At 45.1% G+C, this 26,625-nt stretch carries 22 protein-coding genes; 5 read left to right on the top strand and 17 right to left on the bottom strand.

What is annotated here, in order from left to right; genetic code table 11:
• Positions 1–13: 13 nt before the first annotated feature.
• The 7 genes from FTV29_RS09750 to FTV29_RS09720 all read right to left on the bottom strand — a co-directional run bounded on the left by FTV29_RS09750 (position 14) and on the right by FTV29_RS09720 (position 8,006).
• Positions 14–1,510, bottom strand: a complete 1,497-nt coding sequence (locus FTV29_RS09750; protein WP_005096896.1) for an NAD(P)/FAD-dependent oxidoreductase — start codon at positions 1,508–1,510, stop codon at positions 14–16.
• Positions 1,511–1,525: 15 nt separating this feature from the next.
• Positions 1,526–2,365, bottom strand: coding sequence for an alpha/beta fold hydrolase (locus FTV29_RS09745; protein WP_005170949.1), 840 nt, complete (start codon positions 2,363–2,365; stop codon positions 1,526–1,528).
• Positions 2,366–2,500: 135 nt separating this feature from the next.
• Positions 2,501–4,303, bottom strand: coding sequence for an acyl-CoA dehydrogenase C-terminal domain-containing protein (locus FTV29_RS09740; protein WP_159515775.1), 1,803 nt, complete (start codon positions 4,301–4,303; stop codon positions 2,501–2,503).
• Positions 4,304–4,514: 211 nt separating this feature from the next.
• Positions 4,515–5,495: a nitronate monooxygenase family protein gene (locus FTV29_RS09735; protein ID WP_180075436.1), complete on the bottom strand. Its 981-nt coding sequence runs from the start codon at positions 5,493–5,495 to the stop codon at positions 4,515–4,517.
• 11 nt (positions 5,496–5,506) lie between these two features.
• Positions 5,507–6,295, bottom strand: a complete 789-nt coding sequence (locus tag FTV29_RS09730; RefSeq protein ID WP_180000070.1) for an enoyl-CoA hydratase-related protein — start codon at positions 6,293–6,295, stop codon at positions 5,507–5,509.
• Between the two features lie 35 nt (positions 6,296–6,330).
• Positions 6,331–7,254 carry a glyoxylate/hydroxypyruvate reductase A gene (locus FTV29_RS09725; protein ID WP_100328626.1) on the bottom strand — a complete coding sequence of 308 codons (924 nt, stop codon included), beginning with the start codon at positions 7,252–7,254 and terminating at the stop codon, positions 6,331–6,333.
• The gene (locus tag FTV29_RS09720; RefSeq protein WP_180075435.1) at positions 7,251–8,006 is read right to left on the bottom strand and encodes a class II aldolase/adducin family protein; all 756 of its coding nucleotides are present in this window, start codon (positions 8,004–8,006) and stop codon (positions 7,251–7,253) included. Before FTV29_RS09720 ends, FTV29_RS09725 begins: the two co-directional genes overlap by 4 nt.
• Before the next feature lie 110 nt (positions 8,007–8,116).
• On the opposite strand from FTV29_RS09720, the gene FTV29_RS09715 reads away from it, so the two are divergent.
• Complete coding sequence (locus tag FTV29_RS09715; protein ID WP_005170934.1) at positions 8,117–8,554, top strand: PaaI family thioesterase; 438 nt, start codon at positions 8,117–8,119, stop codon at positions 8,552–8,554.
• Positions 8,555–8,680: 126 nt separating this feature from the next.
• Here the strand turns inward: FTV29_RS09715 and FTV29_RS09710 are convergent, their stop codons facing one another.
• From FTV29_RS09710 to FTV29_RS09700, 3 genes are read right to left on the bottom strand one after another with little or no spacing between them, the layout of a single operon-like run.
• A complete protein-coding gene (locus FTV29_RS09710) occupies positions 8,681–9,892 on the bottom strand; it encodes a 3-oxoadipyl-CoA thiolase (RefSeq protein ID WP_005170929.1) in 1,212 nt (403 codons plus the stop codon).
• A gap of 25 nt (positions 9,893–9,917) precedes the next feature.
• Positions 9,918–11,438, bottom strand: coding sequence for a 3-hydroxyacyl-CoA dehydrogenase (locus tag FTV29_RS09705; RefSeq protein ID WP_180075434.1), 1,521 nt, complete (start codon positions 11,436–11,438; stop codon positions 9,918–9,920).
• A gap of 2 nt (positions 11,439–11,440) precedes the next feature.
• Positions 11,441–12,214, bottom strand: a complete 774-nt coding sequence (locus FTV29_RS09700) for an enoyl-CoA hydratase (protein ID WP_180075433.1) — start codon at positions 12,212–12,214, stop codon at positions 11,441–11,443.
• Between the two features lie 447 nt (positions 12,215–12,661).
• On the opposite strand from FTV29_RS09700, the gene FTV29_RS09695 reads away from it, so the two are divergent.
• From FTV29_RS09695 to FTV29_RS09685, 3 genes are all read left to right on the top strand, one after another.
• On the top strand, positions 12,662–13,960 hold the full coding sequence (locus tag FTV29_RS09695) for an MFS transporter (RefSeq protein ID WP_180075432.1): 1,299 nt from the start codon (positions 12,662–12,664) through the stop codon (positions 13,958–13,960).
• A gap of 227 nt (positions 13,961–14,187) precedes the next feature.
• Positions 14,188–15,453: a DcaP family trimeric outer membrane transporter gene (locus FTV29_RS09690; RefSeq protein ID WP_180075431.1), complete on the top strand. Its 1,266-nt coding sequence runs from the start codon at positions 14,188–14,190 to the stop codon at positions 15,451–15,453.
• Between the two features lie 17 nt (positions 15,454–15,470).
• The gene (locus tag FTV29_RS09685; RefSeq protein ID WP_005170915.1) at positions 15,471–16,670 is read left to right on the top strand and encodes an MFS transporter; all 1,200 of its coding nucleotides are present in this window, start codon (positions 15,471–15,473) and stop codon (positions 16,668–16,670) included.
• A gap of 24 nt (positions 16,671–16,694) precedes the next feature.
• On the opposite strand, the gene FTV29_RS09680 is transcribed toward FTV29_RS09685, so the two are convergent.
• Complete coding sequence (locus tag FTV29_RS09680; RefSeq protein ID WP_180072863.1) at positions 16,695–19,280, bottom strand: EAL domain-containing protein; 2,586 nt, start codon at positions 19,278–19,280, stop codon at positions 16,695–16,697.
• Positions 19,281–19,393: 113 nt separating this feature from the next.
• On the opposite strand from FTV29_RS09680, the gene FTV29_RS09675 reads away from it, so the two are divergent.
• A protein-coding gene (locus FTV29_RS09675; protein ID WP_373683607.1) for an IS5 family transposase occupies positions 19,394–20,142 on the top strand; the annotation gives its coding sequence in 2 pieces (ribosomal slippage) (positions 19,394–19,724 and positions 19,724–20,142; 750 coding nt in all).
• Between the two features lie 22 nt (positions 20,143–20,164).
• Here FTV29_RS09675 and FTV29_RS09670 read toward each other — a convergent pair.
• The 6 genes from FTV29_RS09670 to FTV29_RS09645 all read right to left on the bottom strand — a co-directional run bounded on the left by FTV29_RS09670 (position 20,165) and on the right by FTV29_RS09645 (position 26,450).
• Positions 20,165–20,916 (bottom strand): IS5 family transposase gene (locus tag FTV29_RS09670; protein WP_373683606.1). Its coding sequence is split into 2 segments (ribosomal slippage): positions 20,165–20,682 and positions 20,682–20,916, totalling 753 coding nucleotides; the frame shifts between segments, so codons are not numbered across the junction.
• Between the two features lie 250 nt (positions 20,917–21,166).
• Entirely contained in the window at positions 21,167–21,820 is a 654-nt protein-coding gene (locus FTV29_RS09665) for a 3-oxoacid CoA-transferase subunit B (protein WP_005170908.1), read from the bottom strand.
• A complete protein-coding gene (locus FTV29_RS09660; protein WP_005170906.1) occupies positions 21,820–22,491 on the bottom strand; it encodes a 3-oxoacid CoA-transferase subunit A in 672 nt (223 codons plus the stop codon). Before FTV29_RS09660 ends, FTV29_RS09665 begins: the two co-directional genes overlap by 1 nt.
• A 41-nt stretch (positions 22,492–22,532) precedes the next feature.
• The gene (locus tag FTV29_RS09655) at positions 22,533–23,813 is read right to left on the bottom strand and encodes an MFS transporter (RefSeq protein ID WP_005170902.1); all 1,281 of its coding nucleotides are present in this window, start codon (positions 23,811–23,813) and stop codon (positions 22,533–22,535) included.
• Positions 23,814–24,064: 251 nt separating this feature from the next.
• Positions 24,065–25,264, bottom strand: coding sequence for an acyl-CoA dehydrogenase (locus FTV29_RS09650; protein ID WP_159515765.1), 1,200 nt, complete (start codon positions 25,262–25,264; stop codon positions 24,065–24,067).
• Positions 25,265–25,295: 31 nt separating this feature from the next.
• A complete protein-coding gene (locus tag FTV29_RS09645) occupies positions 25,296–26,450 on the bottom strand; it encodes an acyl-CoA dehydrogenase family protein (protein ID WP_180075430.1) in 1,155 nt (384 codons plus the stop codon).
• Between the last annotated feature and the right edge of the window lie 175 nt (positions 26,451–26,625).

Raw genomic sequence — 26,625 nt, 5'->3', positions numbered from 1 at the left:
TCCTAGCAGGCTTTTACACCAGTTTTTGCTGCATTTGCTCCAGATACTGGTAGTGATAACCGCTACGAATAAAATGCTGATTTTTATTTCTGAATGAATGCGCATAATCTGGCCAGACCAGAGTCAACTTGCGGCTGACCGGATCCAGATACCAGCTTTTACAGCTTTCCGATAGCCAGACACTGCCTTGAGACAGTTGCTGCAGCTCCTGCATATAACTATTTTCAGCATGCTGATCAGCCTCGAAAACCTGAATCTGATTCAGCTCAAAAAATTGCAAGGCATCCAGCACCAGATCAAATTGGGTTTCCAGAAAATAAAGCGCTGAATTATGACCACTGCCGGTATTGGGTCCATTCAGGATGAACAGGTTTGGAAAATTATGTACGGTCGTTGACTGATAGCCCTGCATGCCGCTAGACCATTGTTGTTCCAGACTTAGGCCATGTTTACCGACGACCTTTGCCGCATAAGGTGGACGTGCTGCTTCAAACCCAGTGGCAAATACAATGATATCTGCAGGAAATTCATGGCCGGATTTGCTTATTACGCCATCTTGGCTTACTTCTGCCAAGGCCGAGTCTTCAAGCGTGACATGCGCTTTTAAAAAGGTTGGATAATAATCATTAGAGAGCAATAAGCGCTTGCAACCCGGCTCATAATGCGGAGTGAGTTTATGCTGTAACTCAGGGTCTGAAATCTGATGTTTTAAAAATTGCAGACAATTTTTCTTGACCCGCTCGATCTGGCTTTTCAGATTACGACGCTGGGCAAAATTGTATTCATTGCCCCAGAACAACGAGTGTCTGAGTGCTGACATACTGTCCGGATCTTTGCGGAAAAGCTGTTTTTCTGACTCAGAATAAGCCCGGTCTGGCCGCGGTAATATATATGGCGCACTACGTTGCAAGACGGTCAGGCTTTTGGCCATTTTGGCAATTTCCGGCACAAGCTGAACTGCTGAAGCTCCAGAACCGACCACAACCACGCGCTGATTATCCAGATTCAGCTGATGATTCCAGCGCGCGGAATGCATGACCTGGCCCTGAAATTCTGCCAGACCCGGAATTTGCGGGAGATGTTCATCCGCAAGATGTCCGGTTGCTGTGATTAAAATTTCTGCCTGATACAGACCTTGAGAAGTCTGAATTTCCCAGATACGTGCTTTGGCATTCCAGCTAGCTTTTTCCAGTTGAGTTTGAAAGTCGATATGTGGCCGGATATTTTCCTGATCACAGCACTGGATTAAATAACGCTGAATTTCTGCTCCTTGCGGAAAGACACGCGACCAGTCCGGATTTTTAATAAAAGAAAAAGAATATAAATGAGATGGCACATCACAGGCGACACCGGGATAGGTATTATCACGCCATGTTCCACCGACTTCTGCGGCACGTTCAATGATTTTAAAGTCGTGAATGCCCTGCTGTTTCAGACGGATTGCCATGCCCAAACCACCGAAACCGCTGCCTACGATTAAAATCTTGCTGCGCTGTACTGGAGCTTGCATTATTTTTCTCCTGTTTTAAGGCATCGACGGCTGGATTTTTTGATTTGCCGGATACTGCTGTGGATGCTGGCTAAACTGGTTCACCAGTTGCAGCACTTCTGCAGGCGCTTCGATATACAGTGCGTGTCCCGACGCAATTTCGATATAACGACTGTCCTGTATTGAGGCAAACAGCAGCTTTGCTTGAGCCAGAGGTATCATGCGGTCTTCATGGCAAGCGACGATTAAGGTCTCCGCACAAATGTCCGGCAAGATCGAGGTAATATCAATGCGATAATTCAGTTCACGTTGTTTGGCTGCATCTTGGGAAGGTTTAACAAAGCGTGCCAGATCAAGCACCTGTTGTTCGCTACGGGCACATAGATAATCATCGCTATACAGGCAATAATTGACAAAATGCGGCAAGGCAGCGGATTGTTCATTAAATAACTGTTGCCAGATGCTTGTCCGCAGTTGCTGCACCGAGCTGGTCTTTGCCCAACCGGCTAACAGAATCAAGCGCGCTACGCGCTGTTTGAGACTCGCGGCGACTTGTGCAGCAATCACGGCACCGAGTGAATAACCTACGACTGTAATAGTTTCATCTTCTGCAACTGCATGCTGAATCAGTGCTTCGACCTGCTGGCTGAAATCGCTAATCGCCAGATCAGCTTTATCAGGTGTGTGCAAATCAATTGATAACACCCGCTGATGCATGCCCAGCATCGGAAAAATATAACTAAAATGCTTGTCGGTATTTCCACCTGTGCCATGAATCAGAATAATGCTGGGAAATGCAGAACGCTGTCCGACTTCGTGATAGTTAAGTTGCAAATCAGCATAAGGAAACTGTCGAGTAATCACGTCTAAATCCATATAGACTCCTGATCTTGTTGTTTTATAGTCTGTTCAACCGCAGAGAAAAAAACTGATATTGAATACAGTTGAGATGCAAAACGGGTTATTAAACAAAGACCCACGATCAAGAGAGGCGATCGTGGGTCAAAAGGTTTAATCGAATTTGAACTCTTCAGCTTCAAGCAGGAACAGGCTTTCACCACCCGCTAGAATATTGGCAGTATGCGTTGCAGTTCTTGGTAAAATCCGTGCAAAGAAGAATTGTGCAGTTTTGATTTTTGCTGCATAGAACGGATCGGTATGACCTTGTTCAATTTTCTGCTGTGCCGTAATCGCCATTTTTAGCCATAAATAAGCCGACACCACATAACCGGAGAAATATAAATAATCGACTGAGGCCGCACCAATTTCATTGACAGACTGTTGTGCCTGAGTCTGAATGGTTTTGGTGAGCTCCAGCCACTGTTCGGTTAGCTGGCTGACTTGTGCAACTTGCTGGCTTAATTGGGCATGTTGCTGATGATCTTTCACATAAGCCTGAATCTCATCGGTCAATGCAGTCAGCAAGCCAAGCTTTGAACCCAGAACTTTACGCGCCAATAAATCAATCGACTGAATTTCAGTGGTGCCTTCATAAAGGCTGGCAATACGTGCATCACGGGCAATCTGCTCCATGCCATGCTCGGTAATATAACCGTGACCACCGAAGACCTGCATACCATGCTTCGCCGCTTCCACGCCTGTTTCAGTCATGAGTGCTTTGGCAATTGGGGTGAGTAATGCCAGACGGTCTTCAGCTGCTTTTTTCTCATCGGGATTATCGGTTGCTTCAGCAATATCGGCATAGGTCGCCAGATAATAGGCCAGCGCACGTGAACCTTCTGCAAATACCTTTTGAGTCAGCAGCATGTTACGTACAGCCGGATGCACAATAATTGGATCTGCTGGCTGGTTGGGCGCCTTGGCACCTTCCAAAGAACGCATGGCCAGACGGTCTTTGGCATAAGCCAATGCGCCCTGATAAGAAGATTCTGCTGCTGCCAGACCCTGAATCGCTGTACCAATACGCGCCGAGTTCATAAAGGTAAACATGCAGTTCAGGCCGCGGTTTTCAGGCCCGATCAGAAAACCTTTGGCATTGTCAAAATTCAGTACACAAGTCGCATTCCCGTGAATCCCCATTTTGTGTTCAAGCGCGCTGCAGACCACGCCATTACGCGAAGCCACATTGCCCGCTTCATCCAAATTGTATTTCGGCACGATAAACAGCGAAATACCTTTGGTACCGGCAGGCGCATCGGGTAAACGTGCCAGTACGATATGCACAATATTTTCAGCCAGGTCATGTTCACCGGCAGATATAAAGATTTTCTCACCGCTGATGCTATAACTGCCATCTTCATTTGGCACTGCTTTGGTACGGATTAATCCCAGATCTGAACCAGCATGCGATTCGGTTAAACACATGGTTCCAGTCCAGCGGCCGGCAATTAAAGGCACCAGAAATTTCTGTTTTTGCTCATCGCTTCCGTGGTGTTCCAGAGTGCGCATAGCACCGTGTGATAGGCCCGGATACATGCCCCAAGACCAGTTGGTCGCGGTAATAATTTCTGAAATCGCGATACGGTATAAAGTCGGGAAGCCTTGGCCGCCATATTTTTCATCACCGGTTAATGAGGTAAAGCCAAGTTCCACATATTTATCATAAGCCGCTTTAAAACCATCTGGTGTGGTTACCACGCCATCTTGTAAACGGCAACCCTGCTGATCGCCTGTGGCATTAATCGGTAGCAGTTCGTTTTGGCAAAAATCGGCAGCGACTTCCAGATATTGCTCCATAATATCCATCGATACTTTGTCTGCGAACCTGGTATAGCCCTGATATTTCTGTTCCACATTGAGCAAGTCTTTCAGCACAAACGTCATGTCTTTTAATGGCGCAATATAATTTCTCATCGTAATTCCCTTGCATGAGTTTTTAATTTGTATATTTATGACTTAAAATTTCATAATACGAAATTATGTTTTAAATCCAATATAATATAAGTCCCAGTATAAAATCTAGTCATTCTGTGAAATTTCCTATTTAAAAAATAAAAATATTCAACATGAAAAAAAGCCATTCATGCTTGAATGGCTTTTTATTGAGTGATAACGCTTAGATGATCTAGCGCGGGAAAAATTGAGCCAAACGTTGATAAATAATCTGCTCGGCATCCTGCATGATATTGTCAATCAGCGCCTGACAGGTCGGAATATCATGAATCAATCCCATCGCCTGTCCAGCGGTCAGTACGCCCGCATCTACATCGCCATTTTCCAGCGCAAGCTTGCCTTTTAAACCACTGACATAGGGACGAATCTGTTCAAACTCCAGACCTGGATCTTCACTCATTTTCACCACCAGCTCAGATACTGCATTTTTGGCAACACGCGCAGTATTTCTAAACTGCCGATACAGTAGATGTGTCGCCCTTTCATCATTGTCGACATAAAACTGTTTGATGTTCAGATGGATTGGCGCTTCCTGAGTCGCACAAAAGCGTGTGCCCATATTGATGCCTTCTGCACCCAAAGCCAATGCTGCGACCAGACCACGACCATCAGCAAAACCGCCACTGGCCACAATCGGTACAGTAAGCTGATCTGCTGCCGCAGGAATCAGGATCAGGCCAGGAATATCATCTTCACCCGGATGCCCGGCACATTCAAAACCGTCAATCGAGATCACGTCCGCACCGATTCTTTGCGCTGAAAGTGCATGACGAACCGAGGTACATTTATGAATCACAATGATGCCATGCTGTTTAAATGCCTCAATATGTTCGTGTGGCTTATTGCCTGCTGTTTCTACGATCTTGATACCGCTTTCAATAATGGCCTGTCGATATTCGGCATACGGCGGCGGATTCACAGCGGGTAATAAAGTCAGATTCACCGCAAAAGGCTGATCAGTCATGTCACGGCAACGTGCAATTTCCTTGACCAGTGCTTCTGGCGTTGGTTGCGTTAGTGCCGTTAATGTTCCCAAGCCGCCAGCATTAGATACAGCACTGGCCATTTCCGCTGTACCGACCCACATCATGCCACCCTGAATAATCGGATAGCGAATCCCTAAAAGCTCGGTTATACGGGTCTGAATGTTCATGCAAGCTCTCCTTAGCATCCGGTAAATTGTGCAGGGCGTTTTTCGAAAAAAGCCTGGACGCCTTCTTTATAATCCTGACTGTTTAGCGCCAGATATTGCAGGTTTTGTTCCAGCTCCAGTTGCTGGTCGATGGTATTTTCAGCACTGCGTTGCAAGGCCTGTTTGGTTAAAGCCAGTGCATAAGTCGGCTGTTGTGCCAGTCGCTGTGTAATGTCGTCGATATAAACATCAAATTCTGTATCTGGAAGCATTTTCCAGATCATGCCCATTTCGGCAGCCTCTTTGGCATGTAAGGGTTCACCGAGTAAAGTCAGTGCCATGGCACGTGCATAACCGATTAAATGTGGCAACATCCAGGTGCCACCAGCATCGGGAATCAAGCCGATTTTGGAAAAGGCCTGAATAAATCGGGCACTTTCCTTGGCAATGACCAGATCACAGGCCAGCGCGATATTGGCACCTGCACCGGCAGCAACTCCATTTACTGCTGCAATCACCGGTTTGGGACTCTCACGGATCAGCTTAATCAAGGGATTATAATATTTGGCCAGCGAACCTTGTGGTGGCAAAGGCACCTTGCCGAGCTGTCCGGCACGTTCTTTTAAGTTCTGTCCCGCTGAAAAGGCCCGACCATTGCCACGAATCACAATCACCCGTATATCCGGATCTGTATTCCAGCTTTTCAGCACCTGCTGCACTTCCTCATGCATTTTCCGGTTAAAACTGTTAAGTGACTCCGGGCGGTTAAAGCTTAAAGTCGCGATGCCTTGCTGAACCTGAGTTTGAATCGTATCCCACATTCGCAATCTCCTTATTTTTATCTGTATCCCTACAATTAATAACCTTTGTTGACATCTACCTGATGACACAACTCCAGACCCTGCTTGAAACGGCGGTCATTCTCCAGAATCTGTTCCACCACTACCGACATCGGCGCATGTGAGGCCACATGTGGGGTTACGATAATTTTTTCATGCTGCCAGAATGGATGCTCGGCAGGCAGTGGCTCCTGTTCAAACACATCGACAATTGCACCTCGTAGATGACCTGAATCCAGCACCTTCAATAAATCCTGTTCGATTAAATGCTGGCCTCTCCCGACCTGAATGAGAGCTGCCTGTTCAGGGAGTTGCTGGAATAATTCAGTAGATAGAATGCCGGTATTCTCTTCTGTAAGTGGCAACAGGTTAATCAGGATCTGGCTTTGAGCCAGGAAATCGGACAACTGTTCTGAACCGACATAGCTTTTAACCTGTTTAATCTCTTTCGGGGAATTGGCCCAGCCCGAGACCTGATAGCCCATGTCGGCAAAACGTTCTGCTACATAAGCCCCCATATGCCCAAGGCCCATAATTCCGATCTGGATATGCTGGCTATAACTCTGACGATACTGCTTCCATAGCTGCTGCTTTTGTTGCTGAATCATGCGGTCAAAATAACGCTGAAAATACAGCACACCCCAAAGCAGATAATCAAACATGCCTTTTTGATGATGCGGATCGAGTACCCGGCACACGGCTTGATCCGGTCGTATCTCATTCAAGTTTAAATGCTCGACCCCGGCCGCAATCGAATGGATCAGGCCAAGTTTTGGAAGCTGCTGCAATTTCTCCAGATCTGGAAACCAGCAGGCGGCCGTGGTCGCCTGCTCTGCTTCCGGGCTGTCCACTGTACAAAAACTGTCCTCAGGGGCATATTTCTGAAAAGACTTGACCAGAATGGCTTCAATGTTCGGCACAGTACTGGAAATCACAATCATGATGCATACTCCGTATATTGATGCTCAATCAGGGATAAAGCAGCCTGCCAGGCACGCTGTAAAATCGGTTCTACCAACGGACTGGCGAACTGTTTGGCGGTTTTAATCCGCACGTCTTCACTTGGATAATGTAATTCAGCACCGCCACTTAAAGCCTTGACCTGTACCTGACAGGCGCGCTCCAGAAAATAAATTTCATGAAAAGCCCGTGCAATGGTTTCGCCAGCCGTTAATAGGCCATGATTACGTAAAATCATGGCACGATGACCAGCTAAATCCTCAATCAGGCGTTCCTGCTCATCTGTTGACAGTGCCACGCCTTCATACTCGTGATAGGCCAACTGCTGATAAAATTTCAGCGCATGCTGGGAAATTGGCAGAAGTCCATGTTTCTGGGCAGAAACGGCTATCCCATCTGCGGTATGTGTATGAATGACGCAATTCAGATGAGGATGTGCTTCGTGAATTGCGGAGTGGATCACGAAGCCAGCCATATTCACCGGCTTGTCCTGTTCATAGCTTTCTACGACCTGTCCTGCATGATTGATCTTGACCAGCGTTGAGGCACGCATTTTTTCAAAAGCGACGCCATACTGATTAATCAGAAAGCAGTCTGGCTGATCGGGCACTCTTAAACTGATATGGGTATCAATCAGGTCGGTCATCCGGTAATGCGCAATAATGCGATAAAGCGCTACAAGCTCACAACGTGCCTGCCATTCAGCATCTGTAACCAGAGTTTTTATTGTCATGATTCCATCCTGGAAAAATATAGCATTTTGATCACTATCTGTTATATCATAATTTTAGAAAAACAGAATATTATTTCATAAGGCGAAATAAATCATTACAAGGAGTTGCTATGCCAACATCACAATTAAACGGACTTGAATATCTCACTGCCATCAAGAATGGGGAAATTTCCAGTTCAGCCATGAGTGAAATTATTCCCATGCGTCTAACGTTGGTGCGTGAGAACTATGTGGAATATGAAGTACGCCCCGATCAGCGCCATTACAATTTACAAGGTGGGATTCATGGCGGTTTTTGTGCAACGGTTTTAGACAGTGCGACCGGTGCTGCCGTGCATACGACGGTTGATGCCGGGGTAAGTTTTTCGACCATCGATCTGAATGTGAAAATGCTGAAAGCCATGAAAAGTGGTGAAACCTATACTGCCATTGGTGAAGTCATCCGGATCGGACGTAATGTACTCACTTCAGAAGGCCGGATTGTCGATAAAGAAGGTAAAGTTTATGCCTTTGGTTCAGCGACTTTATTGGTGACTGGACGCAAATAGTCTTTGAACTGATTTAAACATTCCCTGCATGTGCAGGGATTTTTATTTCTCTATCTATATAAATAGCGCAATAAAAAATGCCATGCATATCATCTATACATGGCATGAAGGTGATAACTCAAGCGGTTAAGCTGCTTCAGGGTTTTCAATCACCATTGCCAAGCCTTGACCCAGACCAATACACAGGCTGATCACGGCATATTTTTTACCGGTACGCTGTAACTGACGCGCAACGGTTAAAGCCAAACGCGCACCCGAACAGCCCAGTGGATGGCCAATCGCAATTCCGCCACCATTTGGGTTGACACGCGGATCATCAAAAGCAACATCCAGACCTTTCAGGCAAGACAATACCTGACTGGCAAATGCTTCATTGATCTCGATAATGTCCATATCGTCCAGCGTTAAGCCTGCACGTTTTACGGCTTTTTTGATTGCTTCAATTGGACCTGCACCCATGATGCGTGGCTCAATCCCAGCCGCGGCTGAAGACAGGATCCGCGCCAGAGGTTTTAAGCCGTACTGTTCCTGAACTTTTTCACTGCCGATCATCAGTGCTGCAGCGCCGTCATTGATACCTGATGCATTCCCCGCAGTCACCACCCCACCTTCAAATAGCGGTTTTAACTTGGATAATGCTTCAAATGTTGAAGAAGCACGTGGATGCTCATCTTCAGTGACCTGTTTAGGCGGCAATTTTCGTCCTTGAGAAACTTCAATTGGAGTAATTTCACCTGCAAAGAAACCTGCTTCTTTTGCTGCCTGATATTTTGCCTGTGATGCAGCGGCGAAAGTATCTGCCTGTTCACGTGAAATACCAAATTCTTCAGCCACATTATCACCAGTTTCCGGCATGCTGTGTGCGCCAAACTGTTCAGTGAATTTACGGTTCGGAAAACGGGTACCAATGGTCGTATCATAAATTTTGGCCTCACGTGAATACGCGCTTTCTGCTTTACCCATCACAAAAGGCGCACGTGACATGCTTTCTACACCACCGGCAATATACAGCTCACCTTCGCCTGCGGTAATCGCGCGCGCCGAATCAATCACTGCCCCTAGACCCGAAGCACATAGACGGTTGATGGTCTGTCCGGGCACAGTGACCGGCATACCGGCTAACAATGCTGCAAAACGTGCCACATTACGGCTATCTTCACCGGCCTGATTGGTGCTGCCAAAGATGACATCTTCTACATCTGCTGCCGGAATACCGGTTTTTTCCAGCAGATTTCTAATTACGGTTGCTGCCAGATCATCTGGACGGACACTTGCCAGACTTCCTGCATGGCGACCAATTGGTGAACGTAACCCATCATAGATATATGCATTTAACATGAATGTTATTCCTTTAACTTTTTAATTAATGTGTGCTATGGACAAGTGCTAAACCGAGCTGAACACGGCGACGCAGCCAAGGACTTGGACGGTAGCGCTGGTCACGGGTAATCGCGGTCATGCGATCCAGAATTTTCAGGATTTTTTCAGCACTCAATACATCACCCCATTCAATTGGGCCATGCGGATAACCGAGGCCTAATTTCACGGCAATGTTAATGTCTTCTACCGTAGCTACGCCTTGCTGGGCAATATCACAACCAAGGTTCACAATCATCGCCAAAGCACGCTGCGCCACAAAGCCGACACTTTCCTGAATTGTGCTCGCAGTCACGCCATCCAGATTAAAAATCGATTGTGCGGCATGAGTCAGTTCAGGCTTGGTCACAAGAGTTGGCATTAAAGTGCGATGTTTATTCAGACCATAGAGCAGGTCGATGCAGACCACTTGCTGAGGTGTCACCTGATAACGGACAGCGGCTGAAGTTGCATCTTCACCATAAGTGGCAATTAAGATTAAGGCATCTGCCGAAGGTGTTTCAGTTTGTTCGATCTGAATATTGAACTGTTGCAGATACTGCTCAAGCGCCTGACGATCTTCACTATATTCTGTGCCTAGCCAGACTGCTGGATAGTGATCGAGCTTTTCAACCAGTGTTGGAGCCACATCACCTACTTTGCTACCTGAAGTGTAATCATAGAAGCCTTTACCGGTTTTACGACCGAGCTGTTTGGCAATAAAGCGTTGACGGGTAATCACACTTGGACGGTAACGTGCTTCTTCATAATACTGGTGATAAATCGATTCACTCACCGGATGCGATACATCCATACCGGTCAGATCGCCTAGCTCAAAAGGTCCCATTTTAAAACCGATCCCATCGCGGTAAATCCGGTCAATCTCATAAAATGGCGTGACATTTTCATTCAGAATGGCATAGGCTTCACTGCCAAAGGCCCGACCGGCATGGTTAATGATAAATCCTGGGGTATCTTTGGCTTTGACCGGGCGATGTCCCATCTTGGTAGATAATTGAGTCAAGGCTTGCACAATATCAGCGCGGGTATTGAAGCCTTCAATCACTTCCACCACTTTCATCAGTGGTACCGGATTAAAAAAATGATAGCCGGCCACACGTTCCGGCTGACTGCAATTGGCAGCAATGGCACTGATCGATAATGAAGAGGTATTCGATGCCAGAATGGCTTCCGGTTTTACAAGCGCTTCCAGTTGCTGCATCAGCTTTTGCTTGATTTCCAGATTTTCGATAATCGCTTCAACAATCAGATCACAATCTTTCAAGTCTTCTAGCTGCTGCGCGATTGATAAATGGGCAATATCTTCAGCTGCTTTTTCGTGGCTAAACTTGCCTTTATCGGCCAGTGTATTCAGTGTTTTAGCCAGTTTTTCCTGCGCCTGTTCGGCTGCACCGGCTTTGGCATCAAATAACACCACATCATGCCCAGACTGAATGGCAATCTGGGCAATGCCTGCACCCATGGTGCCGACACCAATAATACCGATTTTCTGAATTTGAATGCTCATGCTTATCGTCCCTGATAATTCGGTTTACGTTTTTCAATAAAGGCCTGCATGCCTTCTTTCTGGTCTTCTGAAGAAAACAGCATCTGGAAAGACTTACGTTCCAGGCTAAGTCCGGCATTGAGCGGCACATCTTCGGCCAGTAATGCCACTTCCTTGATTTGCTCCAAGGCAATTGGCGGTAATTTTGCCAGACCTTCGGCCATCTTGATGGCAGTGGCAAGGGTTTCATTGTCCTCGGTCACTTGAGAGACCAGGCCAATTTGATAAGCTTCCGGCGCAGGTACCAGACAACCGGTCATGATGATGCGCATGGCATGAAATTTACCCACTGCACGGAATAAACGTTGAGTGCCACCTGCACCCGGCATCACGCCAACTTTCACTTCCGGTTGACCGAACTGGGCACTTTTTCCGGCAATAATAATGTCAGCATGCATTGCCAGTTCACAGCCACCCCCCAGTGCATATCCGTTTACAGCGGCAATCACCGGTTTTGAACACTGGGCAATAGCCTGCCAGTAACGTTCAGTACGGCGCTGCATCATCTGGATAGTTTCAGCAGTCGCTAATTCTTTCAGGTCGGCCCCTGCGGCAAAGTCTGTTTCGCCCCCAGTGAGAATAATGGCACGGATATTTTCATCATCATTGAGCTGTAGAAAAGCAGCAGCAAGTTTCTGACGTACTTCTTTATTCAAGGCATTTTTTGCTTCAGGCCGATGAATTTTAACCATCGCCACATGCGTCGAGATTTGCTCTATTTGAACGACCTGTTCCATTATAATCTCCATTTATTTTGTATAGCGAAACTTTATTTTGTATAAAACATATGATTTTTAGGTCATTAAATCAAGTTTTTTTAGTCCATAAACTCTAATAAGTTATTTTTTACTAAAAATAGAGTAAAAACTCTTGTTTGGCTAGTAATTTTATGATTAATTGATTTCGCAATACGGAATTAAATATTTTAAATGTAATTTGGTTGTTTATTTAAGTAAAAAATAACCACAGAGCAAAACTAAATATTGATTTGTGAAACATAAATCCTCAGTAAATGCTGATTTTTCAGCCTGGAAATTGAAAAAATCACTGCAGCCGGATGGTGGATACGGCTAAGGCAAACAGAAGCAATCTCCTTAGATCAAGGAAAATACGTATCCGTGAGGAATAAAATGGATGTAGTGGCAGCATAGGAATGCTGTTTTTAATAAATAGAGGATATAAGAATGACAAGCGACACGATCGTCACAGGAGACAATAAAACACCTGTCTCTTCCGAGGACACCATTAAACAGGCACCAAAACGCCTGTGGATTACAGCTTTTATCTTTGCTTTCCTGATCTTGCTGTGTGACGGTGCGGATATTGGTATTTTGGCTTTCAGCCTGACTAGTTTAAAAGCAGAATGGGGTTTAAGCTCGATGCAGGCGGGTGCTTTAGGCAGCTGGTCTTTATTGGGTATGGGGATTGGCGGGTTTATCGGTGGATGGGCCTGTGATCGATTTGGACGGGTTCGTGTGATTGTACTGGCAACCATCACCTTCTCCCTACTGTCTGCCTATTCAGGTTTTGCCCAGTCTTATACTGAATTTGCAATTTTGCGTACGCTTTCATGTCTGGGTTTAGGCTGTTTATATATTGCCTGCAACACCTTGATGTCTGAATATGTGCCAACCAAATACCGTACCACAGTATTGGCCACACTCATGACCGGTTTTACCTTGGGCTCGCTGGTGATTACCCTGCTGTCTGGCTGGATTATTCCCGAGTTTGGCTGGCGTATGCTGTATTGGATTACCATTGCACCACTGGCACTGGGTGTCTTGATGCACTTTATGGTGCCTGAGCCAGAATCATGGAAACGTGTCCGTGAAATGAAGCGTACGGGTCAGATCGTGGATAATGATGCCAAAAAAGGCAATCCATATGTCACCATTCTGAAAGACAAGACCCATGGCAAAATGTTTATCTTGTGGTCTTTCAGTTCCGGTTTCCTGCTGTTCGGTTATTTTGGAGTAAGCAACTGGTTACCGACATATCTGGAAGCTGAATTAGGCATCAAGTTCAAGGAAATGGCCCTTTATATGGTCGGTACTTTCCTGACCATGATCTTTGCCAAAGTGATTGCCGGCTATGTGGCAGATAAAATTGGCCGCCGCATCGTATTTGCTTTTGGCACCATGGGCACCGCGATTTTTATTCCAGTGGTGGTATATCTGCATACCCCTGAAAATATTGGTGTCTTAATGCTGATCTTCGGTTTCCTGTACGGTATTCCTTATGCCATTAATGCAACGTATTTGACTGAAAGCTTTCCGACCGGGGTGCGCGGTACTGCTGTCGGCGGTGCATTTAACATTGGCCGAATTGGTGCTGTCTTTGCTCCAATCACCATCGGTTATCTGGCGATGCATGGTTCAATCGGAACCGGCCTGATGGTGATGGGTGCAGCTTATTTCCTGTGTGGCCTGATTCCTGCCCTGTTTATTAAAGACCGTTTATACGATCCACAAAAAGCAGAATAACTGACCACCTGGAGGGCGGCTCAACAAACCACCCTCCTCACACTTCATCTTTTTTGACCTTGCAAGCCAATATCTGTTTTTAGCTGAACAGAGTATTGCTCATTTGACGAGCACGATATTCATGCTTCGAAAGTCAAAATCACCTTTATTTAAATTTAAAAATTAAGGCAATCAAAAGGAAAGCGCTTTCCTTATTTACATCTGAAAATTTCTTTAGGGATTAAGAAATGAAAAAAATAGTATTAGTTACGCTTTGCAGTATCGCATCAGCACAGGCATTTTCAGCAGAGGTTTCTCCTGATCGTATCGAGTTTTTAGAAACGCAATTAAAGCAAATTCAGGCTGAGCTGGAACAACAAAAAGCAGCCCAGTTGTCCTTAAAAGCCCAACAGGAACAAACTAAAACTGCAGACGCCAAGACTTTAGGCTCAATGCTTGATAATGTCGATGTTTATGGCTTGATCCGCCTGGATGGCGCAGTAGATTTTAAGAGCACCACCGAAACGCGTGGCCGTACCATTAACCAGATCAATAAAGTGCCTTTTACTGAACCGGATTCGGTACGTTCAGATTTCACTTTAGCGGCCAGCCGGATTGGTTTTCTGGCCAAAGATATTGGCGGCAATCCAAATGTATCGGCACGTGTAGAAGCTGATTTCTGGACCAATAATGGTAAAGGTGATGGCGGATTACGCATTCGTCATGCCCATTTTAAATATTATAACTGGACTTTTGGTCAGGCCTGGTCACTGATGTCTACCCCTGAAATCAGCACAGAAGCAGTAGACTACAGTTTACTGCTCGGCGGTTCGGTTCTGCGTACGCCTCAAGTCAGTTATGCTTTCAAACTTGATCCGGAAAACACCTGGAATATTGGCCTGGAATATATGGCAAGTGGCGACCGCTCATCTGCCTTACCGGCATTCACCAGCAAATATGTGCATCAGTCTGGTCCCTTACATTTATTGGCACAAGGCTTTGTCAATGAAAAGCAGGCTCAAACGGATACAGGTGATATTAATAAAATCGGCTGGGGCGTGGGCGTTGGTGGACGCTATCTTATTGATGATAAAAACTCGGTTCAGGGCAATTATTTTCATATCGTCGGGGATCAGCGGATTGCGGCCTATTTAGTTCAGGGCTCGACCGTCGATGGCGCAGCCTGGGGTGGCGATTATTCAGTTGATACTGCAAATGATGAACTTTTACTGAATTCATTTAACAGTCTGAATATCGGCTTTACCCATAAGTTCACACCAAAATGGCGGAGCAGCATTTCCGGCAGTCTGGTCGACTTTGATGACTCAAGTGAATATGCAAGAGCAAATCCGGAAAGTAATAAACGCTTAACCGACTATGTGGCCAATGTGATTTATTCTCCAGTTCCGAATATCAATCTGGGCGCGGAATATCATCATGGTAAACGCGAAACCTTTGATGCCAAAGAAGCTGATATTTCACGGGTAAATTTATCAGCGACCTATCGCTTCTAAAGTCTGAGGAGACAAGGATGTCAGCCCAAGGGCAACCCTCACGCCGTTTCATGTTTATGATGGCCATGACCTGCGCGCTCTGCGCAGGTTGTAATTACTTTAACCAGCCCTTAATTTATTCGATTGCCCAGGACTTAAATATAAGTGTGGCGCAGTCTGGCTGGACAGTGGTCCTGACTCAGATTGGCTATGCAGCCGGTCTGTTTTTGTTTGTGCCTCTGGGTGATTTATTTGAAAAGCGTTTATATATCTGTAGCCTGATGTGCTGTACCGGCCTGGCACTGATCGGACTGTCTGCCAGCAGTAATTTGCAGATGCTGTATGGCTTTACCCTGCTTGCCTCATTTTGTTCTATTAGCACCCAGATTCTGATTCCTTTTGCCGCCAATTTATCGCAGCGTGAAAAAAGTGCCGAAGTGGTGGGTCTGCTGATGAGTGGTGTTCTGGTCGGTATCCTGTTTGCCCGAACTGTATCAGGAATGATTTCTACCTTATGGTCCTGGCATGCCGTGTACTTATTAAGTGGTTGCGCCATTTTACTTTTAAGTATTGCGATGTGGTATCAGTTACCCAAAGCGAAAAGCCAGTTACAGATGAGCATTTTACAGATCTATTATTCCTTATTTACCTTTGCCAAGACCGAACCGATGTTGATGCGACGGAGTCTTATCGGCGGTCTGGGTTTTGGAATGCTGAGCATCATTTTTACCACCATGACTTTTATTCTGGCAGAAGCACCCTACCATTTTAATGACTTCCAGATTGGTCTGATGGGCGTCGTGGGGGTAATCGGGATCTGGTCTTCACAATGGACGGGGAAAATGATTGGCCGCCATCGGGAGAAGTGGCTGGCACAGCTCGCGACAGCTGGACTGATTTTGGCCTGGATTCCTCTGGCTTTTGCACAGCGCAGTTTATGGTTATATATTCTGGGCCTGATGATTGCCTATTTTGGCATTTCATCTTTACATGTACTCAACCAGAATCTGGTCTATCGGCTTTCAGTCCAAGCCCGCTCGCGTATTAATGCCATCTACATGACCTGTTATTTTTCTGGTGCCGGGCTTGGTGCATTTCTGTCTTTAAGTTTATGGAAAATCTATGGCTGGCCGGCCTGTGTAGCACTCGGTTTTCTATTTGCCTTGCTGATGTTTGTAATTAATTATTATGACCTGAATCAAAAACACAATTTGGTGAATATCCAGCCCAGACCTTAATCACTGTACTTTCACCTTGAATTTTTAATTTCTTTGCGGATGATCAGATTCCATGGATAAATAAAGAGGCTTTAATTCAGTTAAAGGCGCAGGTTTCGCATAAAAAAAGCCTTGTAGTAAATCACAGCCTTGTTGATAAAGTAATTGGGCTTGATTCAAGGTTTCCACACCTTCAGCCACAACATCTAAATCAAGCTGATGGGCCAGATGAATGATGGATTGAACAATTGCAGCATTCTGATCATCCAGTGTCAGTTCCTCGATAAAACTCCGATCTAGCTTGATCTGGTTGATCGGTAGGCGCCGTAGATAACTCAGGCTTGAATAGCCGGTCCCAAAGTCATCAATCGCGACTTGAACACCTAAAGCACGTACCGTTTTCAAAATTTCAATGGTGCGATCTGCGCCATTAATAATCACCCCTTCGGTAATCTCAATTTTGAGCAGTTCCGGAGGCAATTGACTGCTTGCAAGGACATGTTTAAGTATTTGCAGGAAACCTGCCCTGCGGAATTGGAGCGGAGAAATATTGACCGATACGGTGATCTGACGATTGTGCTGCTTGTTCCATGCAGCAATATCTACGCAGGCTTTTTCCAGAACCCACTGGCCTACACCGATAATTTGCCCTGTTCGTTCTGCAAGCGGAATGAAAACCGCAGGAGAAATATAACCCTGCTGCGGGTGCTGCCAGCGAATCAGAGCTTCTACGCCAGTCACCTGACCATTTGCAGGATTAATAATCGGTTGATAGAAAAGATTAAACTGTTTCTGGTTGATCGCTTGCATCAGTTCCATACGCAGATTTGCATAATCTATTTCTGGTGCAGGTTTCATATTGGTTTTTTCATACCATTGCCAGATATTTCGGCCTTGTCTTTTGGCTTCCTGCATCGCCAGAACAGACTGATAAATCAGCTCAGAAGAATGCTGAATCGAACTGTCATCTGCAACAATACCAATACTGGCACTTAAATGAATCTTGTATTCATCCACGATAAAAAGCTGGGACAGCAGCTCCAGCATTTTTTCAGCAATAGCCTCGACTTCACTTTGCGCATACTCACCTGACATGAGTAAAATAAATTCATCTTCGGCAAAGCGGCATAGCACATTGTTTTCCTGAGCGAAACCCTGCAAGCGCTCACCCACACTTTTCAGAATCTGGTCACCGACCAGATGTCCCAGACTATCATTAATATTTTTAAAGTCATCCAGATCTATATACAGCAGGATTAAAGGCTGTGCGCTATCGTGCCGCTGTGCAAAAACCTGCTCTAGAATCTGCTTGAAAGCATGCTGATTCGGCAAGCCGGTTAAATGGTCATGGGTGTGCTGATGCTTGATATATTCTTCATGAATACGCTGCTGGGTAATGTCTTCCTGAATCCCCAGAAAATGGGTGCAGTTTCCGTTTTGATCAAAAATCGGGCCAAGGGTCAAACGGTTCCAGAACCAGCTGCCATCCTTACAATAATTTTTGATGGTTACCTGCGCTTCTTGTTGTTGTTTTACTGCTTGCTGGAGTAACAAAATCTGATCTGCTGCCGTATCCGCTCCATATAGGAAAAAGCAACTTCGTCCCAGAACTTCCTGTTCGGTATAACCGGTGAGTTTCAGAAAAGCCGGGTTGACATATACCATCGACATTTTTTCCGAAACATCGGTGATAAAAATCCCATTTGGACTTGCCTCGACCCCACGCTTTAATAGTCGTAGAGCTTCCTTATTTTTACGGCGTAAAGTAATGTCTCGTGCAATACCAATCACACCGGTAACTTTCTGGTTCTGGATAATCGGCAAATTGGTTAAATCCAGCCAGATAATATCTCCCTGAACGTTATAAATCGGAAGTTCATAATGTTGTGCTTTACCTTGCAGCGTTTCTGAAAATGAAACATTGGCAAGTTCCTGGAATTCGGTAGGTATAAATGCACAATAATGCTGGTTTTGAATTTGCTCCTCGGAAAAACCTGTAATTTCCTGGCAGGCAATGTTGGTATTAAGCACATAGCCCTGTAAATCCAGTTCAAAAATGATATCGGGATGATAGGTATAGAAAGAACAGTACTTTTCATTAATTGCCTGTCCTTTCTGCCGTTCATGATCAAGCTCGATCGCGAGTGCAACCAAATTCGCAGCTTGCTGTAACAGCCGGATATGAGACTCTGTCGGTATTTTAGGCGTTCGATAGTAAGTTGCAAAAGTGCCGTATAAAACATCCGATGCGCTAATGATCGGTGTTGACCAGCAGCTCGACAGTTTTTCTGCATTGATCAAAGCACGGTAAGACCTCCAGTTGGGATCTTTCATCAAGTGTGGACTAATGACGAGCTGACGCAAAAAGGCAGCCGTACCGCAAGTGCCTTGATCTGGCCCGATTTTTAAATCCTGGATTGCGCTGCAATATTCTTTTGAAAAGTGCTGTTTACCACTGATAAAGCTTAAGGTTTGCGTGTCTTCTTTATAGAGCATGATGGTGACAAACGCATCTGGAATACGCGATTCAAGCCACTGACTGATGATATCGAGAATAGGTTTAAGCTCGGTATGGCGGCCAATCAGGTTGAAAATATGAAAAATATCTTGTTCATCACAGTTACTATCCATGCAGAATATCACCTTCCTTAGCTTGCTAATATTCTAGACTTATTTTTAAAACAATCATTAGGGCGTGTCATCAATTAGCTTGAGGAAAACCGCCTTGTCCCCATTATACTTTTATGACTAAACGCTATGCATTAAAAGATGAGCAGTGGGAACAGATTAAAGATCTGTTACCTGGACGAATGGGTACTGTTGGAGTAACGGCCAAAGATAACCGACTATTTGTTGAAGCGGTATTGTATCGGTATCGTTCAGGTATCCCGTGGCGAGACTTACCCGAACGCTTTGGTGATTTTAGAGTCGTGCATACTCGTTTTAGTCGTTGGGCTAAAACAGGTGTGTGGCAGAGAGTCTTTGAAGTACTGTCACATGACAGTGATAATGAATATGCCATGTTAGACTCCACCATTGTACGTGCTCATCAACACAGCGCTGGGGGGGGGGAAATCAGGCGATTGGACGCAGTAAAGGGGGCTTAAGCACCAAAATTCATGCCCGTACTGATGCTTTAGGCAACCCAACAGGATTTTATCTCACTGATGGGCAGGTCCATGACTTAAACGGTTCAGATGTGTTGCTGGACTTATCGTTGAGCCAGACCTGGCTTATGGATAAAGCCTACAACTCCAGGGATCGAGTCATTGATCCAATTTTAGAGGCGAAGGGTCAAGTTGTGATGCCAGCGAAAAGTAATTCTATTGATCAGCGTGATTATGATCGAAATCTCTACAAGGCAAGACATCTGATCGAGAACTTTTTTGCCAAGCTCAAGCAGTATCGTGCTATTGCCACACGCTATGATAAATTGGCTCAAAACTTCTTATCAGCGATCTACCTGGCTTCAACAATCATTTGGCTTAATTGATGACACGCCCTAGGGTGTGTCCTCATTTGGCTTTGCACCAAATAAATATACAGGCTATACGAATCATAGATTTATAATTGCGTGCCAGTTTATCAAATCGAGTTGCAATAGCACGGAAATGTTTTAATCTCGCAAAAGCATTTTCAACTAAATGTCTTAATTTATATAGATATTTATCAAATTCCTTATTCGATCTCTTACTGTTTGATCTCAATGGAATAATGGGAATCATATTCTTGTTCTTGGCATATATTCTAATGTGCTCAGCATCATACCTCTTATCAGCAATGAGATAAGTTGCCTCGTCTACCGTATCAATCAGTTGTTTTGCAACTTGACTGTCGTGGACGTCACCCTCAGTGATTTTAAAATCAATCGGTAATCCATTCGCGTCGGTTGCAAGATGTATTTTTGTTGTTCGTCCACCGCGTGATTGTCCAATTGCTCTTTCGAAACCATGCCGAGCTCCACTTGCATGTTGATGCACGCGTATGTAGCTTCCGTCAATGAATACCCATTCTTGATCCAAGATGCCTCGTAATCTAAAAAAAATTTATCCCACAATCCCTTGCTTGCCCAACGATTAAAGCGATTGTAAGCAGTTTGCCAAGGACAAAATTCTTGGGGAATATCACGCCATGTGGCGCCTGTACGCAGTTTCCATAAGATCGCTTCCATGATATTTCTACTATTCTTTGAACAGTAACAACCGTGTAATCGCATAGTATCTTGAATTTGCTGCCAGATATCATCGGTGAGAAGAGTACGTGCCATTGAAAAAATATAGAAATCAAAAGAGCTTAAAGGAGGATTTTAAGTATTTAAAACCAATTTTTCAAATGAGGACACGCCCTAGCAAAAATTTGTATTTATATCTTCAAATTGCGTAAAGATCGGCCTTATTCCAGATATTCAAAATCTATATGTAATACTCAGCATTTAAACATGCGTAAATCGCAGCCTAAGCTACGATTTACAAGTTACAGGCATACTGTAATTTATACAAGGTGAAGCTCTGCGCTGTCTACTGCTGCCGATGATCCAGCAATTTACATCCGGTCTGCTGTTGCAGTTCCTCAAAGCTTAACCCCTCCACCATCTCAATGACCCGGGCCTGCTGGTCTTTGAGCTCAATCACACACAAATCGGTATAAATACGGTTTACACAGTGCTTGCCGGTAATCGGATAAGTCAGCTCTTCAACAATTTTGGCTGCACCGTTTTTGGTGACATGTTCCATACAGACATAAACACAACGGGCACCGACGGCCAGATCCATGGCGCCGCCTACGGCAGGTACAGCAGCGGCATTACCGGTATGCCAGTTGGCCAGATCACCATTAATCGCCACTTGAAAGGCCCCCATGACGCAAATATCCAGATGCCCACCGCGCATGATATCGAAGGAATCTGCAGAGTTCATAAAACTGCCGCCTTCCAGCATGCTCACCAGTTCCTTGCCGGCATTAATCAGGTCATCATCTGCCTGTTCAGGATCATTCAAGGCCGCAAAACCCAAAACACCATTTTCAGAGTGCAGGATCACGTTCTGTTCCGGTTTTAAATGACCTGCCACACGGGTCGGTAAACCGATGCCCAGATTGACAAAAGAACCGCTTGGAATATCTTGCGCGACTTTTGCCACAATCTGTTCACGAGTACGTTTTTGAATAGTCATTATTTGATATCTCCGACCTGAACCACATGCTGTACAAAAATGCCCGGCGTTACGATAATCTCTGGATCAAGATCTCCCAGCTCCACAATCTGATGTACCTGAGCGATAGTGGTTGTCGCCGCTTTGGCCATGATCGGACCAAAATTACGCGCTGCCTTGCGGTAGGTCAAATTGCCCCAGCGGTCTGCCTGATTGGCATAGATCAAGGCATAATCGGCATGAATCGGATATTCCAGCACATAATCCTTGCCATTAATGTGGCGCGTTTCTTTGCCTTCTGCAATTTTGGTGCCGAAGCCAGTCGGCGTGAAAACTGCCCCTAAGCCGGCACCTGCTGCCTGAATACGGCAGGCCAGATTGCCCTGCGGAACCAGTTCCAGTTCAATTTTTCCAGCCTTGTACAGGTCTTCAAATACAGTAGAGTTATTGGCGCGTGGAAAGGAACAGATCATTTTTTTGACCAGTCCCGATAACAGTAAATTGGTAAGTCCACGATCTCCAGAGGCTGCATTATTATTGATAATGGTTAAATCTTTCGGGCCCAGATCAATCAGTGCTTCGATCAGTTCCACCGGTTGGCCTGCCAGACCGAAACCACTGGTCATAATGTGTGCACCATCAGGAATCTGTTTGAGAACTGTTTCGATATCCTGCGTGATTTTATTCATCATATTGCTTCCTAGCATCTTTTCTATATATTTTGATTGGTAGATCAATCGGCTTTTTGCGGATCAAATAAGCGGTCTTTAATAAAGAAAGCCGGAATCAAGCCACAAAGAAAATAGGCAATTCCCATGATCAATAAACCGGTTCCAATAGATCCACCCTGAGCAAAATAACCAATCGTCAGTGGGGCAAAAACAGCACCTAAACGGCCCACGTTATATGCACCACCAACCGCAGTTCCACGTACTTTGGTCGAGAAACTTTCCGTCATGTAGGTGGCATTAATGCCATAGGGAATACCGTAAAGAAATCCGAAAAACAGCATCAGCCAGAGAATATTGTCCGGGGTATTACCAAACACAATCACCGGAATAAAAATTGCGGTGCCCATGGTGCCAAATGCGAACACTGCACGACGGCCAATACGGTCGGCAATAAAACCGGCAATGACTTTGGTACACATCATGATCAGGAAAGTACCAATCATATACATGGTCATTTCTTTAAACTTGATGCCCAGATCCGACTCTAGATAGGCAGGTAACCAGTTACTGACGCCGTAATATCCAAACTGTAAAAATGCGGTACTGAATGACCAGAGAATGAACATGCGACGGCTAAGTGCATCTTCAAAAACCATTTTAAAAGTGTTTTTAGGTTTTTCCTGAACAATCCCGCTGGCTTTGGCATCGAGGCGCGCTTGACGTGCATCTAACCAGGCTTTGGGTTCAGGCACTAAAAAGTACATTGCGACAGAAAGTACAATAGGAATAATCGCAATATAATACAGATATCGCCAGCCAAATTCGGGCAATAACCAGCCGGCCAAAACAGTGGCGACGACCGAGCCCAGGGTCCAACCGGTCATCAGTGTGGCCAATACTGTCGAGCGATACTTGGTTGGCACATATTCCGCCATCAGGGTATTACAGGCAATATACAAGGCGCCTAGACCAATCGCAGAAGTAAAACGCAGCCACTTAAACTGATCATAGCTTTCGGCAAATCCTAGCCAGAAAGTCAATGAAGAAAACAGTGCAATGGCGATCACGATGACTCGAACCCGCCCGAACCGGTCACAGGCCCAGCCACCAAAAAATCCACCAATCGCCATACCTGCCAATGTCCAGCTGCCCAGCGCCCCTGCCTGCATACTACTTAATGAAAATTCCTGTTTCAGACTGGTCAGACTGTAGGCCAATAACGCAATATCTGCTCCATCGACCAGTAATGCCAAAAATGAGAACACAAAGGCCAGAATCCAGACTTTTTTCTTGGGTTGGTTATCATTTTCCAAATGAGGGTGTTGCGCACTGATCGTATTCATGGCGTCCTTAAAATATTTTTGAGCATTCCGGTGCTTTTATAACTTTTATCTTTCACGTAATTATTTATATGAAAGATATAGTGAACCAGGGTGATAATCCTATCATCTGCCTATCGGGTATTTAATTTATGTGCATGTTTCCACTTGATTTTTAATTGGGTATCTTATTGAAAACCTGGTATTTGTAAACAAACGGCAACAAATAGTCGGCGCTCTAGCCAGCATGTGCTGGCTAGATGTTATAGCTAGACTTAGTTACAAAATGCAGCGATGCCGGTTTGTGCACGTCCTAAAATCAGGGCATGTACATCATGAGTACCTTCATAGGTATTCACGACTTCCAGATTAACCAGATGACGGGCTACACCAAATTCATCAGAAATCCCGTTACCGCCCATCATGTCACGTGCTAGACGTGCAATATCCAGGGCCTTACCACAGTTATTGCGCTTGATCAGTGAAGTCCCTTCAACTGACGCGATACCTTCATCTTTCATGCGACCAAAACGTAATGCTACCTGTAAACCAAGGGCAATTTCAGTTTGCATATCGGCCAGTTTTTTCTGAATCAGCTGGTTTGCTGCCAATGGACGGCCAAACTGTTTACGGTCCATGGTGTATTGATGTGCGGTATGCCAGCAAAATTCTGCTGCGCCCATGGCACCCCAGGCAATCCCGTAACGGGCACTGTTCAGGCAGGTAAATGGACCTTTCAAGCCACGCACTTCTGGAAATGCATTTTCTTCCGGTACAAAGACATTATCCATCACGATTTCACCAGTGATTGATGCGCGTAAACCGACCTTGCCATGAATCGCAGGTGCAGACAGCCCTTCCCAACCTTTTTCCAGAATGAAACCGCGAATGTCACCGACATTACCCTCAGCAGAGACTTCTTTAGCCCAGACCACAAATACATCGGCTATTGGACTATTGGTAATCCACATTTTTGCGCCAGTTAAACGGTAACCACCATCGACTTTTTTGGCACGGCTAATCATGCTGCCCGGATCTGAACCATGATCTGGCTCAGTCAGACCGAAACAGCCAATATATTCACCGGTGGCCAATTTTGGTAAATACTTCTGTTTTTGCTCTTCAGAACCGAATTCGTTAATCGGCACCATTACCAGTGAACTCTGTACGCTGGCCATAGAGCGATAACCTGAATCGACACGCTCGACTTCACGCGCAATCAGACCATAGCTGACATAATTTAAACCGGCACCGCCGTACTGTTCAGGTATGGTTGGGCCCAGTAAACCAAGCTCACCCATTTCACGGAAAATAGCCGGATCAGTTTTTTCATGACGAAACTGTTCCAATACACGCGGCATCAGTTTGTCCTGACAATATGCTGCTGCCGCATCACGAATCATGCGCTCTTCTGAAGTCAGTTGTTGTTCGATTAAAAACGGGTCTTGCCAATCAAATCTAATTTTTGTCGTCATTTTAATATTTCCCTATTTTAAAATTATGTGTTTAGGCTGTTGCCTGTTTAATCATTTCACGCGCAATAATAATTTGTTGAATTTGGGTCGTTCCTTCATATAAACGGAATAAACGCACATCACGATAGAAACGTTCAATTGAATATTCACTGATATAACCTGCGCCACCATGGATTTGCAAGCAGCGATCAGCGACACGGCCACACATTTCAGTGGCAAACATTTTGGCGCAAGAGGCTTCCGTCGTCACATTCTGGCCGGCATCACGCTTACGTGCCGCATCCAGCACCATACATTTGGCTGCATAAATTTCAGCTTTTGAGTCGGCTAACATACCTTGAATCAGCTGAAAATTCGCAATCGGTTGGCCAAACTGTTTACGTTCAACCGCATAATTTAAGGCATCTTCCAGCATGCGTTCTGCCATACCCACGCTATAGCCGGCAATATGTAAACGGCCTTTGTCCAGAACGCGCATGGCTGTCTTGAAACCAACGCCTTCAACACCACCAATCAGCTGGTCTTTATGCACCCGGCAATTATCGAAAATAACATCGCAGGTATAAGAACCATGTTGACCCATTTTTTTATCAATTTTGCCTAGGCTCAAGCCCGGTGTGCCCGCTTCTACCAGAAATGCTGAAATGCCACTGGCGCCTTTGATTTCTGGATTGGTGCGTGCCATGACTGTAAATGTCGTTGCACGTGGCGCATTGGTAATAAAACGTTTGGTGCCATTTAAAACATAATAATCGCCATCTTTTACCGCATTGGTTTTTAAAGATGCAGCATCTGAACCGGAATCTGGCTCAGTCAAACAGAAAGAACCAATGATTTCGCCGGTTGCATAACGCGGTAAATATTTCTGTTTTTGCTCTTCTGTACCATCAATGACGATGCCACTTGAACCAATACCGTTGTTGGTCCCGATTAGAGAACGGAATGCAGCCGATGTCCGGCCTAATTCCATCGCAACCAGAATTTCCTCTTCCATGGTAATGCCTAAACCGCCGTATTCTTCTGGAATCGTCAGACCAAACAAACCCAGTTCTTTCATCTGCTCCACAATATGTTCAGGAATGGCATTGTTCTCTTCTACTTCATGTTCGAGAGGAACCAGTTCATTTTTTACAAAATCTCGAATCGTAGACAGAAGTTGATCGAGCATTTCCGGATCGCGAATCATATGAATCTCCATGTATATGGTCTGGGTAAATTCCTTTACCGTTTTATTTTTAGTTTCGTATTACGAAATAAATAACCATAAAAATAAAAATTCAGCAAGCAAATTCGTCAAAAAATTTATTTTTTATAAAAAAACGAAATTTATCTGGCTTTAAAATGGATTTTATATAGAATAA

Source organism: Acinetobacter sp. YH12254 (assembly GCF_013417415.1).
GTDB classification, from domain to species: Bacteria; Pseudomonadota; Gammaproteobacteria; order Pseudomonadales; family Moraxellaceae; genus Acinetobacter; species Acinetobacter pseudolwoffii.
Note: the sequence above shows the minus strand (reverse complement) of the source record. Positions and strands in the feature narration are given on the sequence as shown.

What these genes read in the sequence shown, in the direction of transcription:
- FTV29_RS09645 (WP_180075430.1), bottom strand. Translation starts at nt 26,450, where the DNA reads ATGATTCGCGATCCGGAAATGCTCGATCAACTTCTGTCTACGATTCGA.
- FTV29_RS09735 (WP_180075436.1), bottom strand. Translation starts at nt 5,495, where the DNA reads ATGAACATTCAGACCCGTATAACCGAGCTTTTAGGGATTCGCTATCCG.
- FTV29_RS09690 (WP_180075431.1), top strand. Translation starts at nt 14,188, where the DNA reads ATGAAAAAAATAGTATTAGTTACGCTTTGCAGTATCGCATCAGCACAG.
- FTV29_RS09750 (WP_005096896.1), bottom strand. Translation starts at nt 1,510, where the DNA reads ATGCAAGCTCCAGTACAGCGCAGCAAGATTTTAATCGTAGGCAGCGGT.
- FTV29_RS09695 (WP_180075432.1), top strand. Translation starts at nt 12,662, where the DNA reads ATGACAAGCGACACGATCGTCACAGGAGACAATAAAACACCTGTCTCT.
- FTV29_RS09665 (WP_005170908.1), bottom strand. Translation starts at nt 21,820, where the DNA reads ATGACTATTCAAAAACGTACTCGTGAACAGATTGTGGCAAAAGTCGCG.
- FTV29_RS09680 (WP_180072863.1), bottom strand. Translation starts at nt 19,280, where the DNA reads ATGGATAGTAACTGTGATGAACAAGATATTTTTCATATTTTCAACCTG.
- FTV29_RS09715 (WP_005170934.1), top strand. Translation starts at nt 8,117, where the DNA reads ATGCCAACATCACAATTAAACGGACTTGAATATCTCACTGCCATCAAG.
- FTV29_RS09745 (WP_005170949.1), bottom strand. Translation starts at nt 2,365, where the DNA reads ATGGATTTAGACGTGATTACTCGACAGTTTCCTTATGCTGATTTGCAA.
- FTV29_RS09730 (WP_180000070.1), bottom strand. Translation starts at nt 6,295, where the DNA reads ATGTGGGATACGATTCAAACTCAGGTTCAGCAAGGCATCGCGACTTTA.
- FTV29_RS09660 (WP_005170906.1), bottom strand. Translation starts at nt 22,491, where the DNA reads ATGATGAATAAAATCACGCAGGATATCGAAACAGTTCTCAAACAGATT.
- FTV29_RS09725 (WP_100328626.1), bottom strand. Translation starts at nt 7,254, where the DNA reads ATGATTGTGATTTCCAGTACTGTGCCGAACATTGAAGCCATTCTGGTC.
- FTV29_RS09710 (WP_005170929.1), bottom strand. Translation starts at nt 9,892, where the DNA reads ATGTTAAATGCATATATCTATGATGGGTTACGTTCACCAATTGGTCGC.
- FTV29_RS09700 (WP_180075433.1), bottom strand. Translation starts at nt 12,214, where the DNA reads ATGGAACAGGTCGTTCAAATAGAGCAAATCTCGACGCATGTGGCGATG.
- FTV29_RS09720 (WP_180075435.1), bottom strand. Translation starts at nt 8,006, where the DNA reads ATGACAATAAAAACTCTGGTTACAGATGCTGAATGGCAGGCACGTTGT.
- FTV29_RS09685 (WP_005170915.1), top strand. Translation starts at nt 15,471, where the DNA reads ATGTCAGCCCAAGGGCAACCCTCACGCCGTTTCATGTTTATGATGGCC.
- FTV29_RS09650 (WP_159515765.1), bottom strand. Translation starts at nt 25,264, where the DNA reads ATGACGACAAAAATTAGATTTGATTGGCAAGACCCGTTTTTAATCGAA.
- FTV29_RS09705 (WP_180075434.1), bottom strand. Translation starts at nt 11,438, where the DNA reads ATGAGCATTCAAATTCAGAAAATCGGTATTATTGGTGTCGGCACCATG.
- FTV29_RS09740 (WP_159515775.1), bottom strand. Translation starts at nt 4,303, where the DNA reads ATGAGAAATTATATTGCGCCATTAAAAGACATGACGTTTGTGCTGAAA.
- FTV29_RS09655 (WP_005170902.1), bottom strand. Translation starts at nt 23,813, where the DNA reads ATGAATACGATCAGTGCGCAACACCCTCATTTGGAAAATGATAACCAA.